The organism is Arsukibacterium sp. (assembly GCF_033721375.1).
GTDB lineage: Bacteria > Pseudomonadota > Gammaproteobacteria > Enterobacterales > Alteromonadaceae > Alishewanella.
In genome coordinates, this window is sequence record NZ_JAWWAP010000003.1 from 150,938 (window position 1) to 169,277 (window position 18,340).

An 18,340-nucleotide genomic window follows, 5' to 3' on the forward strand; every position below is an offset into this window, starting at 1 on the left:
TTTTTAAACTATGCTTAATTTCCTAACCGCCCATTAACTGCGCCACACTATTTGCAGCAGAGATGTAAACGATGAAACACAAACGCTCCGCCAGAATGCTGCGTCTGTACCCAATTATGGGTGTGCTGATGTATGTTCTGCTTGGCGTGATCTGGATATTGTTCAGCGATCAACTGCTGTTTATGCTAACAGACAATTCAGAACAACTTTTCCGTTATCAAACCTACAAAGGAATATTTTATGTTGCGTTGACCGGATTACTGGCGTGGTTGCTGTTACGCCAGCATCAGCGCCTGACCGCATCATTGCAGGCAAGTGAACAAGCGTTCAGCCTGACCTTTGACCACGCTGCTGCCGGCATTGCTCATGCCGGCCCGGATGGCAAGTTTTTACAGGTAAACCAGCATTTCGCGGCTATGCTCGGCTACAGCCAGGCTGAAATGCTCAGCATGTCGTTTCAGCAGATAACTCATCCGGAAGATTTAGATCAGGATCAGCACCAGTTTAATCAGCTGGCACAGGACATAACCAGCAGCTACACCTTAGAAAAACGCTACTTTAACAAAGCAGGCGATAGCATCTGGGTAAAACTGGCGGTGGCCAAAGCACCTGAGACCCAAAGCGACACGCCCTATTTTATTGCGGTAGTTCAGGATATCTCAGCACAGAAACTGGCAGAACGCCAACTGCTGGAAAGTGAATTACGCTTCAGAACCTTACTGGACAATGCACCACAAATTTCAGTGCAGGGCTATGATCAGGATGGCACTACCATATACTGGAACCGCGCCAGCGAGCTGATTTATGGGTACAGCAAAGAAGAAGCTCTGGGCCGCAGCTTGCTGGAATTAATTATCCCCGAAGAAGCGCATTCTGAAGTACGCCAGGCCATAACCTATATGGCCGAACACGCAGAGCCCATCGCCGCAGAAGAGCTGACGTTAAAGCGCAAAGATGGCTCCCTGATTAGTGTATTCTCTAATCATGCCGTGGTAAAACTGCCAGACAAACCACCGCAGATTTTCTGTATCGACATTGATTTAACAGAGCGTAAACGCCAGGCGAAAGAGCTGGCCTTTTTAGCTGAATTCGATTCATTAACGCAGTTACCCAACCGGCAGCATTTCAGTAACCGCTTAGCCAGTGCAGTTAAGCTGGCAAAGCGCAATCAGCAATTTCTGGCGGTAATGATTCTGGATTTAGATCATTTTAAAGATATTAACGACAGTTTTGGCCATCAAACCGGCGACAGCCTGCTGCTGCAGGTTACCGAGCGGCTGAATCTGTGTTGCCGCGAAACCGATACCCTGGCCCGGCTCGGCGGTGATGAATTTGTATTTCTGGTTGAGCAACTGGCACAGCCGGAAGACGCCGCCAGAGTGGCAGATAAAATTCTGCAGCAATTGCATGCCCCCTTTACGTTGGGACAGCAAGCCGATGTTAACGTGGCTGCATCAATCGGTATTTGCATTTACCCCATTCATGCCGACAGTGCAGAAGCGTTATTGCAGGGCGCTGATGCCGCCTTGTACCGGGCTAAAGCCGATGGCCGGAATACCTACAGTTTTTACTCTGACAGCCTGACAATGCAGGCCAGGGCACGGCTGGTGCTGGAGCAGCGCTTACGCAGTGCCATGAAACAGAACCACTTAACCTGTTACTATCAGCCGCAGCTGGAGATCAGCAGCGGCCGGATTATTGGTGCTGAAGTATTACTACGCTGGCTTGATCCTGTTGATGGCATGATAAGTCCGGACAGCTTTATCCCGCTGGCCGAAGCCAGCGGTCTTATCCATCCTATTGGCCAGTTTGTTTTGCAACAGGCCTGCCGTCAGGGCAAAGCCTGGCAGCTGGAGGGCCTGGCAAATATCAATCTGGCAATCAACGTTTCAGCACAGCAATTTAATAAAGGCGATTTGCAGCAGAAAATAACGGCCATTTTGCAGGAAACGGGGTTTGACCCGGCCTGTCTGGAACTGGAAGTCACCGAAAATGCGTTAATGGGTGACGAAGATGTGGTAATCAGAACCATTATGGCTTTGCGGGCGCTGGGTATTAAGCTGGCAATCGATGATTTTGGTACCGGTTACTCGTCACTGGCCTATTTAAAACGGCTGCCACTGGACGTGCTGAAAATTGACCGGCGCTTCATTGAAAACCTGCCGCAGGCAGAAGATGATCAGAGCATTGCCAAAGCCATCATCGATCTGGCCCATAACCTGCGCTTTAAAGTGCTGGCTGAAGGGGTGGAAACAGCAGAGCAGCTGGCCTTTTTGCGTCAGCAAAATTGTGATTACTACCAGGGCTACTATTTCAGTAAACCGGTGCCGGCAGCCGAATTTGCCGCCTTACTGCAACAGCAACGCGCCGCTGACGAAGCGGCTAACGACTGATCCGGATTTGGCTGTAACCGAGCCCCTGTTGCTTCTCCAGCCTTATTTGTACCGGCACCCGCTGTTTTAACGCCTCGACATGGCTGATAATCCCTATCATTTTACCGCTGGCATTAAGCTGATCCAGCACAGCCAGTGCACTTTCCAGGGTATCGGCGTCCAGCGTACCAAAGCCTTCATCCAGAAACAGCGAATCAATACTGGTTTTATTACTGACTAAATCTGACAAGGCTAACGCCAGTGCCAGGCTTACCAGAAAGCTCTCGCCACCGGATAAGGTTTTGGTATCGCGGGCAGCATCAGCCTGCCAGGTGTCCAGCACCTGCAGCTCGAGCTCTGCAGTCGGGTGTCGTGCCAGCTGATAACGATTATGTAGCAGCTGCAATTGACGGTTGGCCAGGATGACTAACTGCTGCAGCGTCAGGCCCTGAGCAAAACGGCGGTATTTAGCACCGTCAGCCGAACCAATCAGGCTGCTCAGCCGCTGCCACAGCGCAAGTTGCTGCTCTGCAGCCTCGATCTCTGCCAGCAAGCTCTGGCGGGCCGTCCGGCGCTGCTGATCACTGCTTAGCTGATGCTGCAGCCGGCCCTGCTGCTCGGTAAGCTGCTGTACCTGCTGCTCCAGCTGCTGCAACTGTTGCTCTAATTGGGGCTGAGCTTCACTGCACAGTTGCTGTGCGGCCAGTTCATCAACACGTTGCTGCCTGTCGGCCAATAGCCGGTTAGCGGCAATCTCAGCTTGTTGCAGTTGTTGTTGCAGAGCGCTGAGCTCAGTCAGCTCAGCATCACTGAGTAAGGCGCTGAGAAAAGCAGCTTCATCGTTAAAAGTACTGGCAGCAATCGCCTGTTGCCATTGCTTACTGGCCTGCTGCTGTTCGACGGTGGCCTGCTCCAGCTGGCGCTGTAATTGCTGCTGCTGTCCGGCATAGTGCTGCAATTGTTGCTGAAGTTGTTGTAACTGGCTGGTCAGCGCCGCCAGATCAGCAGAGGCAGCTGCAGCTGCAGCTGTCGGTGCAGCTTGTTGCAGCGCCTGCCATTGCTGCTGCCAATTGTTCAGCTCGCTGCTGCGGGCCTGCTGTTGTTCAGTCAGGCTTTGTTGTTGCCGGGCCAGTAACGCCAGCTGATGGGCTGCTTCAGTTTGCTTACGCTCGGTTTGCTGCTGCTCAGTTGTCAGTTGCTGCAACTGCTGTTGCAACTGTTCCAGCTGGCTTAACTGCTGCTCGTTAGCCGTCAGTTGCTGCTGCAGTTGCTTTAAATGTTCATTTATTTCAGTGTTGCCTGCTGAGGCTGATAGCTCAGTCAGGTCCTGCAGCAGCGGCTGTAACTGACTATTGAGTTCATCCAGCTCAGTCTGTTGCCGCACTGCCTGCTGCTGCAATTGCTCTGTTGCCGTCATCAGCTCTGCCTGGCGGGTACGCGCTGCTTCGCCGGCACGTTGCACCTCAGTCAGTTCTGCTTCTGTTGCCGCAAGCTGTTTGGCAGTAGCCGAACTATCCAGCTGCTGATATTCACTGACCGCAGGGTGCTCTGTGCTACCGCAAAGCGGGCAAGGCTGCTGTGGCTGCAAATTGGCTCTGTGCTCCGATAGCTGCATAATCAGCTGTTGTTGCGCAAGCAGCTGCTTTTTATCGCTGATTCGTTCAGTCAGGCTTTTAAAGCGGTGGCGTAACGTACTCAGCTGCTCGCTCAACGGTGCCAGTTGCTGTTGTTTGCTGCCAAGCTGCTGTTGCAAATCTGTCTGTTGCTGTTGCCACTTAAGTTGCTGCGCCAGCAAGTGCCCGGCCTGTTGTAACTGATACAGCCGGTCGCGTAGTTGTTGTTGCTGCCGGCGCAATGTTGCAACATCAGCACCGCTGGCCAGCTTTGCCAGTTGTTGCTGTAAAGATTTATGGGTATCAGTTTGCTGCTGTAGCTCGTTTGCCAGTTGCTGCTGTTGTTGCTGCAATGTCTGCTGCTGCTCGCTGAGTTTATTTTGTTGTTGTTTCGCCCGTTGCTGTTCGGCCTGCAGAGTTTGCCAGCCCTGCCACAGCAGCACACCTTGCTCAGTATGGCCTGCCTGCAGGTTTTGCTGCAGCTGCTGCTGATTGCTCTGCAAGTCCTGCTTGCGCTGCGTTGTCTGTTGTACAGCCTGATAAAGCGGTGCCAGTTTACTGGCCGGCTGATGGTATTGCAGCCGGGCCAGCCGCGGTTGTTGTCTGGCGTGCTCTGCTTTGAGCTCTGTAACTTCCTGTCTGCTGTGCGTAAGTGCCTGTTCAGCGGCAGTCAGCTGCTGGCGCCATTGCAGCAGTTGCCGTTGCTGATTTATCGCATGTTGCTGCTCACTGAGCTGCGCTTTTACTGCTGCCAGTTCAGCCGTTAGTGCCTGCTGCTGCTCTGCAGAGAGCAGCTCGGTTGCCGATGCTTTAGCCTGCAGCAGTTCCAGCGCCGTTTTCTGCTCACGCGCATCACTGAATACCTGTTCTGAAATGCGGCCGTAAATGTCGGTGCCGGTCAGCTCTTCCAGTAATTCGGCCCGCTCATTGGCGTCAGCATTTAAAAAAGCCGCAAAACTGCCCTGCGCCAGCAGCATCGATTTGGTAAAGCGGCCAAAATCCAGGCCGGTCAGCTCCGTAATCAGTTTTAGCTTTTCATTGGTTTTTTCGGCCAGAATAGTGCCATCGAGCCGCGCCAACTCGACTTTCGCCGGCTGTAAATTTCCCTCTGCCTGACCACGGGCCCGGCGCTGACTCCAGAATGCCCGGTAGCCCAGACCTGCCACCTCAAACTCGACTTCAGCCAGACAGTCGCTGCTATGCCGGCTCATCAGCTCGTTGCTGGTGGGCGAGGTTTTTAAGCGGGGGGTCTGATGATACAGCGCCAGACAAATGGCATCGAGGATAGTGGTTTTACCGGCGCCGGTCGGGCCGACTATGGCAAATAAACTGGCGCTGTCAAACGGCGGCAGCCGAAAATCAATGATCCATTCTCCGCGCAGCGAATTAAGGTTTTGCAGCCTTACCGCCAGAATTTTCATTCGCCGCTTTCCTTATTGCCCTCAGCCACGGGCTGCGTCTGGTCCAGCACTTTGGCAACCACCTGCTGATGCAACGCTGTCAGTTGTTGCTGCTGCTCTGCGGTTAATACTTCATCAGCCAGCCGGGCCTGCCAGACCTCAGCCGGCGACAGCTCTGCCAGGCTGGTTTGCTCAAGTTGCGCCAGGCTGGCTCCGCTGCTGGTGCGTTCGCGGCGCAGCCTTAACAGCTCTACCGGCAGCTCGCTCAGCAATTTCTCCACCCTCGGCTGCAAATCAGTTAAATAACCATCGCTGCTGCTGATTACCACTTCCAGCCATAGCCGTTCGTCACCGGTGATGCTGGCCAAAAGCGGCTTAAGCATCGCCGGTAAGCGGGCTAAATCGGTTTTTATACTGGCCAGCGCCTGAAAGCACGGGACAACAATACTGCTGACAGTTTTATCACTACCATCAAATTCAATTAACCACAGCTGCTTTTGCTGGCGCGCTTCATCAAAACTCAGCGCTATCGGCGAGCCGCTGTAGCGGATATCGGTGCTGCTGTTCAACTGCTGCGCCTGATGAATATGACCGAGCGCAATATAGTCGGCAGGCGGAAAAGCACTGGCTGAAAAGGCTTCTAAGGTACCAATATAAATATCGCGTACCGACTCGGACTGGCTGACTCCAACAGTGGTCAAATGGCCGGTCATCATTATCGGTAACTGCTGCTGATGTTGCTGATTGTACTGCTGTGCCAGTTTAAATAACTGCTGATAGTGCTCAGCAATAGCCTGCTGCAGCTGCTGCTGCTTTTGCTGACCGCTCTGGCCCGCCTGGCTTTGCAGTACATCACGCGAGCGTAAAAACGGCACTGCGGCCAGCAAACAGCCTGGCTGGTCACTGTTATTTTTTAATACGATTAACTGTTCGGATAACTCAGCGGGCACCGTCGGTATTACGCTGGTATTCAGCCTGGCCAGCAGCTGTTTGCTTTCAGCCAGTACTGCCGGCGAGTCATGATTACCCCCTAAAATAACCAGCTGGCAGCCCGTTGGCTGCAAATCAACAATAAACTGGTTATATAACTCGCGGGCGTAACTGGGTGGGGTAGCAGTATCGAAAACATCACCGGCGACAATCAGCGCATCAATGTTCAGCTCATCTACCTGCGCCACCAGCCAGCGCAAAAAAGCCGCATGCTCGGCGGCGCGGCTTTTACCAATAAAATGCTGGCCTAAATGCCAGTCAGAGCTGTGAAGAATTCGCATGCCAGCACTATCCGCCTAGAGAACCCGCTTAGAGAACCGCCAAACTAAAGTAAAAAGCCTGACTAAGCAGGCTTTTTATCAGGTTTCGTTATCAGAACGGGACTATTACACTTACTAGAATGTAAAGACAGTTATCTATGTAAATCAACATACTAATCGATTACCCCATCCTGATACGTTCAAAATGTAAAGACCTGCTTAAAAGCCCTCAACGACTTTACATTTACCCATTTCAAATACACCCTGCGTGGCTCGACTCTACATTTTATGTTTCAAACGTCGGCCTTTCCCATGATTTTACTGCACAATAAAACCAAGCAAACATATACTGTACTTGTAGTATATTGACTTAAAACTCACTCACAGTCACTAAAAAAACGGTCTTCAATGGAGTGTTTAGGGTACTTCATCCAACAACAAAACAGCTCGCTTTTAGAAAGCAACTGAGGTACTGACTGCATTACTTTCCACTGAGCGAATGTGAAAATCTGCTTTTTTGAACACCGTAGCAGACTCGTTTTATGTTCAAAAATATGCTGAATACCCTTTAGCAGTCTTTAATAAGATTAACAATATGAACGGCTATTTACTACTTTAATGAACTATTGTCTTAATTGGTTAGATCAACTTTTACCAGATCTACCAACGTCTAATTGAAAATGAAAGTTGTTAAAGTGTTTATTTTAGGAAAAAAACAGGCTCTAATAAAGCTACAAAGTGAATACTCCCAGCGGTCATAAGGACAAGAAAATGGAATTCGTTATAGGGGCTATAGTCATTTATTTCCTTTACAAAATCATATCAGCAAAACCTACACCTAACTCAACTAATCGCTCTGCTACTAATAGGACAGCCAAATTAGATACTCATAGCAGCTACCCAACTAGCACTCGCTCTACGACAGTTTCCCACAGTGATAATGATGACTTTGCAACTTTTACTATTCACACAAGTTTTGGTAGAGAAAGCGAAAAATCGTCTAACAAACAAAAGGGCCGCTGGCTTGATGAGAATGAACAACTGACTGTTAAGGGAAGAACAATAGAAAAAGGACTTTTTTATTTCGGCGGAGTTATGAACTCCCTCTCCGAGTTCGGAATAGAGCCCTCTTTGGTCGATGAAAAACGACCTGCTTTAGTAAGTTCTACGAACGTCGGATCACATTTATATACCGATGACACGCTAGGATACTGGCCAAGCTATGCATCCATTTCAAAAGGTTGTAGAGGAGCATATCTCGACTTCTTAGCATCTTATCGTTCTGACCCAACTACTCCGATTGGATATGTATTTATTTACTTTTATGGATTCGAGAGACGGATTATTGAAAACCGAGCAAATAATCTGATTTCAGATCAAGAGTTCCTTACCATATTTGAGGAGGTGCTACGTCTTAATAAAGTGTTCAGTACAAACCGTTCTTTTAGAGGGTATTCGGCAAATTTCCTCGAGTTAATGGCTTTGATAAGACCCCATCTGCTTGAGCACAGGGCGAAGGAAATACCGGAAACCAGCAATGGGCTTTCATTTAAAGTAAAACTTGCCACTACGATAGCAAGCGGTCAGCCTGTTGACGCAGACTTGGCACTAGACTGGCTAAAAAACACATTCGAGTATTCTTTGAAAACGCCTGCACGTCGATGTGAAGACGAATTCAGAAAGTTGTTCAATATAAGGTTTACTAAAAAATTCGGCAATGGCATGTTGGTTAAGCCAAATAAAACCAAGCTATCGCTGTCTTACCATCCTGCGAATAATGGCATTCACAGTATTGAAATCAATAAACACGATTTACCGGACCCAAGTCTTTTAAAAGCACCAATTAACAAACTCATTCCCATTGCAGAGCAGTGCACAGAAGAACTGAACAGTTACAGTCGTTATTTAGGTAAAGCAGATACCTCTAAGAACGATATTGCAGCATTAATGCTATTGTCTAAAGAGTTAGCAAATGAATCAAACTCCCCTATTATCGAATCATTCAAGCTATGGGCTGTACAACTGATCCAGAATAATAAGGGACTGACAACCGTTCAGGAGTTTTGGTCTCATACAGGAACGCCGTTGCCGAAGGCCATTAATAAAAAAGAGATTGAACTATTGACTAATCTCGCGGCTAAAGCAGATATAGGAATTGCACCCGACCAACGTTTTCATCTCACCAAATTCAAAGCAGACGGAAATATCGTCTTGTTCTCGCCTGGCCATGGAGAGTTTTTTGAGCCCAGCCCAGCTTATCATCAGGTAATGCTCGCCTTAAGACTAGGCGCAATGGTGGCAACTATTGACGACATTGTTGATCATGATGAGGAACAAACTCTACGTAAGCTCATTGAGCATGATGATAAATTGTCGCCAGCGGAAAAAAACTCTTTATCTGCTTACCTAACATGGCGGCTAAATAGTCCCGCTAACACCGTAGGATTGAGTACAAGAATAGAGTTATTAAACGCTACTCAAATTGAGTTTCTGAAGAAGTTCATCATTTCCATTGCCCTTGCTGACGGCAAGGTAGATGCATCCGAAATCAAGCAAATTGAAAAGCTTTATACCTCTTTGGGACTTGATAAATCACTTGTCGCAAGTGACATTCACAATGTGACAACTACTTGGAAATCAAAATCATCTGCGAGATCAGGCGTTGACCAAAGCAAAGAGATATTCCAACTGGATGAAGACATTTTGGCAATGCACGAGAGTGATACCAGTGATGCCAAGTTGATGTTGGCAAATATTTTTGCGCTGGATGATGAGCCTGACACCGAACAAATAAGCCAATTAGCTACTCAGGAAGGTAGTCTGGATATGACTCACAAAGCCTTGTTTGACCAGCTCATAACTAAGGCCGTATGGTCTCGTAATGACGTTCACGAGCTTTGCAGCAAGCTAAAACTGATGATTGATGGTGCTATCGAAACGATTAATGATTGGGCATACGAAAAAGTCGATGCACCGGTGCTGGATGACGATGGAGATATTTATATTGATCTCGAAATTGTTGAAGAGTTAAAGGGGTAAATGATGATTGCTAAGAAAATTCGAGCTAAGGAAAGAGATGCAATTATCCAGTCTCTGAAATCTGGCGTAACACCCAAGGTTGGGATCCAACATATTCAAGTTGGCCGGGTGAATGAACTTAAAGCCATGATCCAAGATATTGAGCGGATCTCAGACGGTGGCTCCGCCTTCAGGCTTATTATCGGTGAGTATGGCTCTGGGAAAACATTCTTCTTGAGTGTAGTAAGAGCAATTGCGTTAGAAAGAAAGCTGGTAACTGTCAACGCCGACTTGTCACCTGACAGGCGGATCCACGCCTCGGCTGGTCAGGCAAGAAACCTTTATTCAGAGCTGATGCGTAACATGTCCACTCGTAATAAGCCGGATGGCAATGCGCTGACGAGTGTTGTTGAAAAATTTATCACAGAAGCCCGGATGGAGGCAGACAGCAGCAGTAAAAGCATCAACGCTGTTATTCATGAAAAGCTATCATCACTTTCTGAGCTTGTTGGTGGATATGACTTTGCTAAGGTTATTGAGGCCTATTGGAATGCGCATGAAGCTGATAACGAAGAGCTTAAAGCAAACGCCATTAAATGGTTACGCGCGGAATACTCCACTAAAACCGATGCTCGCAACGACCTTGGTGTAAGAACCATCATATCGGACGCATCATTTTATGACTCACTTAAGCTAATGAGTCTGTTTGTACGCCAAGCCGGCTATCAGGGTCTATTGGTAAACCTTGATGAGCTGGTTAACCTTTATAAGTTGAATAACACTACAGCCAGAACGTCAAATTACGAACAAATATTGCGAATTCTTAATGACTGTCTCCAAGGTACAGCAGAGCACTTGGGTTTCTTGCTTGGCGGCACACCTGAGTTCCTTCTCGATCCCAGGAAAGGTCTGTATAGCTATGAAGCTTTGCAATCAAGGCTTGCTGGCAACACCTTTGCTAAACAAGCAGGTGTTATCGATTACTCCTCCCCTGCATTACATCTTGCGAGTTTAACGCCGGAAGAGCTCTACATCCTGCTGAAAAACTTGCGTCATGTTTACGCTGAAGGTGATGAAAGTAAGTATCTTGTTCCTGATGAGTCGTTAAAGGCGTTTCTAAAACACTGTAGCCAAACTATCGGCGATGCATACTTTAGAACGCCCAGAAACACCATTAAGGCATTCCTAGACATGCTGGCGGTTATCGATCAGAATCCGAATATTGCCTGGAATAATCTGGTCGCTTCTGTGGCTATTGAAGAAGAAAAACCTTCCGATGTAGAGCTTGATATCGAAGATACCGAGGATGATCTGGCCGACTTTAAGCTATGAGAGACGAGCACGAGAAGCTGAACATCAGAGTTCAGCGTTGGATTTTTCAGCAAGGTTGGTCTGGACTCAGAGAGATCCAAAGTCTTGCTATAGAGCCAATTTTATCTGCTAAAATGGATGTTTTAATCAGTGCATCAACTGCCGCAGGGAAGACCGAGGCGTTTTTTCTCCCGGCAATAAGTGCTATTGCAGAACAACAGGAAGGGGTTGGTATTCTCTATATCAGTCCCCTTAAAGCTCTAATAAATGACCAAGACCGGCGCTTGGAAAGCCTATCAGACTTACTTGATATGCCGGTTACGCCATGGCATGGAGATAGCCCTCAGAGCAAAAAAAATAAGTTGAAAACCTCTCCTGCTGGCATTGTCTTAATCACGCCGGAGTCACTTGAGTCACTACTCATTCGTGATGCCGGCTGGGTTAAGTCGGCTTTTTCTCATCTAAAATACGTTGTCATTGACGAGTTCCATGCCTTTTTAGGCTCAGAACGTGGACACCATTTGCTCTCGCTACTACATAGACTTGAACATCTTCTAGGACGATTAAAGTCCCCCATTCCAAGGGTGGCGTTAAGTGCTACGCTTGGTGAGATAGAGAAAGTCCCTTTGGCTTTGCGACCTAATCAATCGTTACCATGCAAAATTATCAGAGACTCAAACTCTGTATCGACACTTAAAGTCCAGGTCAAAGGCTACATTAATCCTGCTCAGGTAGACGTCAAAGAACCCATCGATGCTGAATACAAAATTTGTCAGGATCTCTTTAAATTTTGCCGCGGTGGAAACCACCTTGTCTTTGCCAACAGCCGCAATAGAACGGAGAGCATCGCGGCAACGTTAAGCGACATGTGTGACCAACAACATGTACCTAATGAGTTTTTTCCTCACCATGGTTCACTGTCTAAAGAACTAAGGGAAAGCCTCGAAAAGCGTCTTCAGCAAGAGCAATATCCAACAACCGCGGTATGCACCATGACTTTGGAACTCGGTATTGATATTGGAAAAGTTAATTCGGTTGTCCAGGTTACTGCCCCTCACTCTGTTTCAAGTCTTCGCCAAAGAATGGGGCGTTCTGGCCGCCGTGGAGGCCCCTCTATTCTGCGAATGTTGATTGCAGAAGACGAACTGACTAAAGATTCGAGTGTTGTTGATAAACTTCGTTTAGAGCTAATACAGTCATTTGCAATGATCAGGCTATTGATTAGCAGTAAATGGTACGAACCGGCAGATACTTCCCTTTATCACTTTTCTACACTCTTACATCAGATCCTCGCAGTTATTGCACAGTGGGGGGGTATTAGAGCCGATCAGTTGTATAACCTGCTCTGCAAAGAAGGGCCTTTCCAAAATGTTTCTGCAGCCGACTACAAGGCGGTTCTGCTGCACATGGGTAGCTCAGAATTAATTACTCAGCTTGGCAGTGGAGAGTTAGTTTTAGGCGTATTAGGCGAACGAATAACCGGGCATTACTCATTCTATGCCGTGTTCAAAACCCCTGAAGAATTCAGGATTGTCAGTGGTAGCAAAACGCTTGGTACGTTGCCTATCGACTCTTTGGTACTCGTTGGCCAACACATAATTTTTGGCGGAAAAAGGTGGATAGTCAAAGATATCGATAGCGACAAAAAGACGATTTATGTTGAACACGCCAAAGGGGGGAAGCCTCCGAAATTTGGCGGTAGTGGTATGTCAGTGCATGACGTGGTGCGCCAGGAAATGTTTAGAATTTTAAGTGAGGGCGATTACCGAATTGCTGTTGCTGACCAAAAAATAGACTTTGCTGATGCCGACGCAAAAGAACTATTTAGAGAGAGCGTGGCATTTTTTAACGAGGCAGAACTACGACAGAATTCGTTGCTTCAACACGGTAATGATGTATACATTTTTACATGGCATGGTGACAAAGTCGTCAACACGATAGCTGCCCTACTCATTATGAATGGATACGAAGCGGGTGCATACGCAGGGGTTATAGAGGTCAGCAAAACGTCTTTAAGCGATGTAGCGGCTTCATTGCGATCCCTATCGATGAATGCACTTCCAAACGCAGCAGAGCTTGCAGATAGTGTACTGGAGAAAAGAGTAGATAAATTTGACGAGTTCTTACCTGAAAAAATCATCTCGCTTGGATATGGTGCAAAGGCGTTTGATTTGAGCAGAACAAAATCTTGGTTCACCAATAGGTGAGATATAATCTGATACCTTTGTTTGTTGCAGTTCTTAATAAGGTGGACCTGCCCCAATCTCATAGATTCACATTAGCCTCGTTGTTGTTGGCATTTTTATCACTTTTAACTGCATCCTTAAACCAGTTTGGTAACGAAGCTGTAGGTAAGTCGACTATTTTCTCGGGTACATCCTTCCAGAACTCAGCTATCGCGTCGGAAAATTCCCGGATATGCTCATCGCTAACCTTTAATGCCGTGTGGTCGAGATGATTTATACCGGAGAACATATCATCAAACTTTTGCAATGGATTAAACAGATAGTCTGGATAATCTTGCTTAAGTTTATTGAGTGAGCTGCCGTCACCATGCTTAAACACATTGACCACCAAACGACATGCATTCAACTTCGGAAAGTAGCTTTCATTTTTAAAATTCCATCCAAGACAGGCGAAGAGCTCTGCGAGTTTTCCAACGTCGACTGACCATATCTTTGACAGTACATTGTCACCGCGATACCAACGTCTTATTTCATCATGAGTCCATTGCCGGAATTGCTTTTCCCATTCATGATAAATACCAGCAACCACGCTAAGGCGCGTCCTTTCATGTATATCGACAAGTAACTGGTAAAACTCAATTTGTATGTTATTGGCGCGCTCACATAAATCTGCTGGGTCATGTCTATCGGGATCGAAATGACGTGACTGAGCCTCTAACCACTCCTCCGAAGCTTCAAAAGCATCCTCTTGAATATTGTCGAACTGCGAAAATAATCGAACGCGAGCCTGTTCGACATAAAATTTGTGACGGTGTAATATTGATTGCCGAAATGGTTGCCACATCTCAAACAGAGTGAGTTTCTTCCCTTTTAAATCTCTAAATACCATACTCGACCTTCTGGCGCTCTGAATACTATCGACGTTTTTTAGATAAATAGTATTCCAACGATTCATCCGAAATTATGTTCGTCACTCTTCCTTCTATTATCTGTCGATGTTCAAAATCACGTCCTGCTTTATTGCCTAATCGCCGTTTCCACCATTTGGTTTCACAGAGCATTCTGGTCGCTTTATCTCTGAGCATTTTGGCATTTCTAGAGTCAGCTGTAAGCGAACACTGTGGAGGCTCTATCCCTTGCTCCTGACAGTATTTTAAAGCAGCTGCGAGGCCATCATTTGAAACCAGTTCAGAGCAACGTTTTGCATGCATTTCGGCATACGCTTGTGCGTTATCGATAAGAGCTTCTAACTTTGACAAATTGTATGCCTCCTTAAAGCATGCTTGAGTCTATAGCTGAAAAACTTACAGCTCACCTTTCAATCGAGTGATAGTTGAAAATACATCATTATTCTTTGATCAAAAAGTGTTTTGTAGGTTTACATTGGATCCAAATTAGATACAGTGAGTAACCAAATGAGTAATTTCTGAGGAGCGGAATACTCTGTCGAGTTTGATATTCTTGCTCCATTCGAAGATTTTTATGGCAGGATAAATGCGTTCATAGGAGATGAATTAGTTGAAACCGACAGATCTCGCCCCCCCCAAAGCAGCGAACTTGCTCCACAGAGCATCAATGCTGTTGCAGGAAATTCATGGCGTGGACCGATTCCCAATTGATGTCGATGCAATGGCAAAAGGGGCGGCTGAGTTGTTTAAATGGAAGGACCCAATAACAGAGCTTACGCCTATCAGTTTGCTAGGATTCGAGGGGATGTTGGCAGCGAATGACGATGTATCGAAATGGATGATTGCCTATAACGATACCTTATCCTCAAATGGGCGCATCCGATTTACAAAAGCGCACGAGTTAGGCCATTACATGCTGCATCGAGACCGACAAGAGCAGTTTTTATGCAGTAAGGAAGACATGCTTGAATGGGATGGCGGGAAAAATATCGAAGCAGAGGCCGATAAGTTTGCATCGCATCTATTGATGCCCATAGATGACTTTAGAGAGCAGTTAAATGGCGATGTTAACTTTGATGTGTTTAGCAATTGCGCTGAGCGATATCAGGTTTCACTGACAGCGGCAGTATTAAAATGGCTGAGTTATACCGAAGAAAAGGCCGTCTTAATTATCTCTAAAGATGGGTATATGGATTGGGCGAGCTCAAGCAATGCCGCTAAAAAAAGCGGGGCCTATTTTAAGACCAAGAGCAATACTATAGAAATCCCACAAGGAACATTGGCATCGCTGAGCAACGAGCCAGAGGATAGAATTGGCAGAGGGATCTCTGCCAAAAAATGGTTTGAATATGCCGATAGTGATGCTGATTTAACCGAAATGAAGATCTTTTCTGAGCAGTACGATTGCACTATCACATTGTTACTTTTACCAAAATATCTTGATTGCTGGAAACCGCGAGTTGAGGCTTAACTCTTTTTAAATGCATCTAAGATTTTACGTAACTGCTCTTTTTCTTGTGAACCAAGGCTTTTGTATCCTCTAAAAAAAGCGTCATCCAGATGCTTTTCTTCTGGATGACTCGTATCATCATCAAGGAAAAAATCGGCCGTTACACCTAATTGATCAGCTATGGCCGCTAATCGTTGCGCAGAGGGGTTGTTAACTTCACGGTTCTCAAGCTCCCACAAGTAGCTTTTACTTACATTGGCGGCTTTTGCTAAAGACTCTAATGTAAACCCCTTTTCTTTTCTGAGTTTATTAAGTTTACTCCCCAACTGGTTTGCCACTTCAATCTCCTGAACTAAGTTCGGTATACCGGAAAATATGTATTGACAATAGCATATAACGGTGTGAATATAAACTCAATTCCGGTATGCCGGAAATTAAATAACTGTATACAGTTACCTGTTCAGCGACTTAATTCTGAGGCAGCTGATTTTTTGATTAAATTAAGGAGTCTTGTATGAGCAAACCTGACAACCCAGGCAATCGCCCAGATCACCCACCTGGAAGACCAGACAATCCAGGTAACCGACCTGATAACCCGCCGGGCCGGCCCGGTGAAACACCAAAACCGCCTTCACGGCCAGTGGGGTAAATAATGGTCTGGTTTATAGATAAGCCAGAGATTCTGCAAGACGAACTTGATCGTCTTGCAGCTATTGGCGCTCAGTACGAAGTGGACGAACACGCCAAGGGTCAAGGCGAGCTTGTTGTTAAAGTCAAGTATCGCATTGATGGCGATGATCTTGATTTTACATGCATCTATCCTTCGGCTTATCCATATTTTCCGCCACTCATATCGAGTCATAACTTCCCCCCGGGAAGGCACTTAGAACCTTTGGGAAAAACGATTTGTACGTTCGCTGATAAAAACAACGATTGGAATATTGCGAGGGATACCCTGGCTGGGCTGCTTCAAACTCAAGTTACCCAAGTCTACGAGATACATAAATCTCCAACTGTAATTTCAGAGTACGAAGATAAGTTTGAGGGTTATCAACCCAGTGGGCAGTTGGATGTGGAGCCTCGCTCGATCATTGTCATAACGACAAATACAGAAAATCTTCCAAATCGCGGTAAAGGGTACCTGCAGATTAGCTTTGTAAAAGGCACCAAACTGTTTAAAGAAAGTGATGCGGAGTGTTTTACCGGTTGCTTTAAAGCTGCATCTGATGAAAAAGGTAAATTGGTATTTGAGGATGAAACGGAATACCACAAAAGATTTCCTACTAGGCATCCTGTACGATGGGTCAAGTTGTCAAAGCCGTTAAGTGCAGTAGACCCCGATGGGATATTGAGCCAAGTGATCAGTGAATTCCCGGAGCTCGCATTACCATCTTTTTCTCAATTTGGGAAAGTCGAAGCAGATATTATTGGTGTATGTTTTGACGAAGAAACCTCTCGGGGAAATATCCAGTCTAGCTGGCTATTTCTTGTGCGCCGTAAATGGCGTAAAAATAGAAGAGATTATAGAAAAAGTAGTATTGTCCGGACTGACTACCTCCACCCAGATCAATTATATGCGAGAACCCCCAGGCTTTTGGGTTTAGCTGATAAGACAGTTACATTAATCGGTCTTGGTGCACTTGGCTCACAAGTCGCGTTTCAGCTTGCCAGAGCCGGTATTAAAAAGCTGATAATTATCGATAAAGACCACCTCCAACTTGGCAACCTCTCTCGATGGATTAACGGGCTCTCTTTGGTTGGCGCAACAAAGGTACAGGCGTTAGCCAACATACTGAATTCAAATTTCGTCGGCATGAAAATCAGAGAGTATCAGATTGAAATTGGTACGAATGCGCCCTTCAAACTCCAGGATGGTTCTATCGTAGGTGAGCACGAATTTTTACAGCAAGAAATCATTAAAGAGTCAGACCTGATTATTGATTGCACTGCAATGTTAAATATTAATCAATATTTTTCTGGTCTGTGTAATGAACAGGCAACCGATTTTGTATGGTGTAGTGCGACTAACGGTGCGTGGGGTGGTATCGTAGGACGCTCTCCTGGTGCTTATACACATGATGTGTGGTTTCGATTTAATGAAGAACACGCCGAGGATGTTATTTCAACAGAACCATCAGGTTTTGTGCAACCCAAAGGATGCTTTCATCCCACATTCACTGGCGCTGGGTTCGACCTCGATAATGTGTCAAACATGGCAAGCCGAATTGCAGTTTCAATGTTGCAAGGTGACACATATGGGCAATTTGAGGATGATGTTTACATTATGGAACAATGGGCAGATGGAAGGCCAATAGCTCCAACTTGGAAAGGTTTTAATTATAGCCATGGCTAACCTCTGGATAAGTCGCCATTTCATAGATGAAATCATCACAGACATCGAGAAGTATGCTCCACTAGAAACTGGAGGTACTTTCTTCGGTTATTTTGCTGACAACGGCGATGTTGTCGTGACTGATCTTATTGATGCCGGCCCAGATGCTAAAAGAGGTAGATACAGTTTCGAACCGGATCAGGATTATCAGCTTGCAGAAATTGAACGCCTGTTTATCTTGAGCAACGGCAAAACGACTTATTTAGGTGATTGGCACTCTCACCCAAACGGTTCCCCTTCTTTAAGCCGAAAAGATGAAAAAACGCTATTAAATATTGCCTTGTCGACTGAAGCGCGATGTACTCACCCAGTAATGGTTGTGATTGGTTCTGATCCTGAAGAGTGGAGTTTTAATTGTGTTAAGTTTGTACACGGTAAAAGGAAAATCTGGCCATTCTACTCTTGCCATTATGAGAATTTGTATCTCATCGTAGATTGAA

The 18,340-nt window shown here is 46.3% G+C and carries 12 protein-coding genes; 7 read left to right on the forward strand and 5 right to left on the reverse strand.

Features of this window, described 5'->3' with window-relative positions:
- Window positions 1-71: 71 nt before the first annotated feature.
- Window positions 72-2,393 (forward strand): EAL domain-containing protein, encoded by a 2,322-nt coding sequence (locus tag R3187_RS05820; protein ID WP_318965763.1) that lies wholly within the window; start codon window positions 72-74, stop codon window positions 2,391-2,393.
- Here the strand turns inward: R3187_RS05820 and sbcC are convergent.
- On the reverse strand, window positions 2,383-5,406 hold the full coding sequence (sbcC, locus tag R3187_RS05825) for an exonuclease subunit SbcC (protein ID WP_318965764.1): 3,024 nt from the start codon (window positions 5,404-5,406) through the stop codon (window positions 2,383-2,385). The genes R3187_RS05820 and sbcC overlap by 11 nt on opposite strands.
- The gene (sbcD, locus tag R3187_RS05830) at window positions 5,403-6,656 is read right to left on the reverse strand and encodes an exonuclease subunit SbcD (RefSeq protein WP_318965765.1); all 1,254 of its coding nucleotides are present in this window, start codon (window positions 6,654-6,656) and stop codon (window positions 5,403-5,405) included. Before sbcD ends, sbcC begins: the two co-directional genes overlap by 4 nt.
- A 750-nt stretch (window positions 6,657-7,406) precedes the next feature.
- Here sbcD and R3187_RS05835 point away from each other — a divergent pair.
- The 3 genes from R3187_RS05835 to R3187_RS05845 are packed head-to-tail and all read left to right on the forward strand — an operon-like array spanning window position 7,407 to window position 13,171.
- Entirely contained in the window at window positions 7,407-9,674 is a 2,268-nt protein-coding gene (locus R3187_RS05835; protein WP_318965766.1) for a TerB N-terminal domain-containing protein, read from the forward strand.
- The gene (locus tag R3187_RS05840; protein ID WP_318965767.1) at window positions 9,675-10,985 is read left to right on the forward strand and encodes an ATP-binding protein; all 1,311 of its coding nucleotides are present in this window, start codon (window positions 9,675-9,677) and stop codon (window positions 10,983-10,985) included.
- The gene (locus tag R3187_RS05845; RefSeq protein WP_318965768.1) at window positions 10,982-13,171 is read left to right on the forward strand and encodes a DEAD/DEAH box helicase; all 2,190 of its coding nucleotides are present in this window, start codon (window positions 10,982-10,984) and stop codon (window positions 13,169-13,171) included. The genes R3187_RS05840 and R3187_RS05845 overlap by 4 nt, the downstream gene beginning before the upstream one ends.
- Window positions 13,172-13,229: 58 nt before the next feature.
- Here R3187_RS05845 and R3187_RS05850 read toward each other — a convergent pair whose 3' ends face one another.
- Both R3187_RS05850 and R3187_RS05855 read right to left on the reverse strand, forming a co-directional pair.
- Window positions 13,230-14,039 (reverse strand): hypothetical protein, encoded by an 810-nt coding sequence (locus R3187_RS05850; RefSeq protein ID WP_318965769.1) that lies wholly within the window; start codon window positions 14,037-14,039, stop codon window positions 13,230-13,232.
- A 25-nt stretch (window positions 14,040-14,064) separates the two neighbouring features.
- Window positions 14,065-14,409, reverse strand: coding sequence for a hypothetical protein (locus tag R3187_RS05855; RefSeq protein ID WP_318965770.1), 345 nt, complete (start codon window positions 14,407-14,409; stop codon window positions 14,065-14,067).
- A gap of 259 nt (window positions 14,410-14,668) precedes the next feature.
- On the opposite strand from R3187_RS05855, the gene R3187_RS05860 reads away from it, so the two are divergent.
- Window positions 14,669-15,529, forward strand: a complete 861-nt coding sequence (locus R3187_RS05860; protein ID WP_318965771.1) for an ImmA/IrrE family metallo-endopeptidase — start codon at window positions 14,669-14,671, stop codon at window positions 15,527-15,529.
- On the opposite strand, the gene R3187_RS05865 is transcribed toward R3187_RS05860, so the two are convergent.
- On the reverse strand, window positions 15,526-15,846 hold the full coding sequence (locus R3187_RS05865; protein ID WP_318965772.1) for a helix-turn-helix transcriptional regulator: 321 nt from the start codon (window positions 15,844-15,846) through the stop codon (window positions 15,526-15,528). The genes R3187_RS05860 and R3187_RS05865 overlap by 4 nt on opposite strands.
- 314 nt (window positions 15,847-16,160) lie before the next feature.
- Here R3187_RS05865 and R3187_RS05870 point away from each other — a divergent pair, with 314 nt between their 5' ends.
- Both R3187_RS05870 and R3187_RS05875 read left to right on the forward strand, forming a co-directional pair.
- Window positions 16,161-17,861, forward strand: a complete 1,701-nt coding sequence (locus R3187_RS05870) for a ThiF family adenylyltransferase (protein WP_318965773.1) — start codon at window positions 16,161-16,163, stop codon at window positions 17,859-17,861.
- A complete protein-coding gene (locus tag R3187_RS05875; RefSeq protein ID WP_318965774.1) occupies window positions 17,854-18,339 on the forward strand; it encodes a Mov34/MPN/PAD-1 family protein in 486 nt (161 codons plus the stop codon). Before R3187_RS05870 ends, R3187_RS05875 begins: the two co-directional genes overlap by 8 nt.
- Window position 18,340: the final 1 nt, after the last annotated feature.

What these genes read in the sequence shown, in the direction of transcription:
- R3187_RS05845 (WP_318965768.1), top strand. Translation starts at nt 10,982, where the DNA reads ATGAGAGACGAGCACGAGAAGCTGAACATCAGAGTTCAGCGTTGGATT.
- R3187_RS05850 (WP_318965769.1), bottom strand. Translation starts at nt 14,039, where the DNA reads ATGGTATTTAGAGATTTAAAAGGGAAGAAACTCACTCTGTTTGAGATG.
- R3187_RS05870 (WP_318965773.1), top strand. Translation starts at nt 16,161, where the DNA reads ATGGTCTGGTTTATAGATAAGCCAGAGATTCTGCAAGACGAACTTGAT.
- R3187_RS05820 (WP_318965763.1), top strand. Translation starts at nt 72, where the DNA reads ATGAAACACAAACGCTCCGCCAGAATGCTGCGTCTGTACCCAATTATG.
- R3187_RS05840 (WP_318965767.1), top strand. Translation starts at nt 9,675, where the DNA reads ATGATGATTGCTAAGAAAATTCGAGCTAAGGAAAGAGATGCAATTATC.
- R3187_RS05875 (WP_318965774.1), top strand. Translation starts at nt 17,854, where the DNA reads ATGGCTAACCTCTGGATAAGTCGCCATTTCATAGATGAAATCATCACA.
- sbcD (WP_318965765.1), bottom strand. Translation starts at nt 6,656, where the DNA reads ATGCGAATTCTTCACAGCTCTGACTGGCATTTAGGCCAGCATTTTATT.
- R3187_RS05835 (WP_318965766.1), top strand. Translation starts at nt 7,407, where the DNA reads ATGGAATTCGTTATAGGGGCTATAGTCATTTATTTCCTTTACAAAATC.
- sbcC (WP_318965764.1), bottom strand. Translation starts at nt 5,406, where the DNA reads ATGAAAATTCTGGCGGTAAGGCTGCAAAACCTTAATTCGCTGCGCGGA.